Consider the following 260-nt stretch of genomic DNA (forward strand, 5'->3'; position numbering starts at 1 on the left):
CTCATCGATGCGATGGTGGCCGCGCTCGACCAGCTTGAGCGGCCAGATCTGCCGCTCGCGGATCCCTACAGCCTGCGCACGCCCCTCGTGGTTGGCCAGGCCGGGGATGTGATCGACCCGCTCCAGGCGAAGTCGGTCTTCTTCGACCTGACCACCAGCATCGCCCGGCCGCTGCCGGCAGAGGAGAACTGACCATGGCAGAGCCCGCCCTGCTTCCTGGCAACCGATTCCGCGCCTATCGGTCCGATACTGGGACCTCT

The 260-nt window shown here is 66.9% G+C and carries 1 protein-coding gene; it reads left to right on the forward strand.

Annotated elements, in window-relative coordinates:
- The coding region (locus KZZ06_RS21370) for a hypothetical protein (RefSeq protein ID WP_219581942.1) at window positions 1-192 on the forward strand (192 nt) is incomplete at its 5' end.
- Between the last annotated feature and the right edge of the window lie 68 nt (window positions 193-260).

Source organism: Sulfitobacter sp. CW3, from assembly GCF_019392245.1.
In the GTDB taxonomy this organism is placed as follows: domain Bacteria; phylum Pseudomonadota; class Alphaproteobacteria; order Rhodobacterales; family Rhodobacteraceae; genus Sulfitobacter.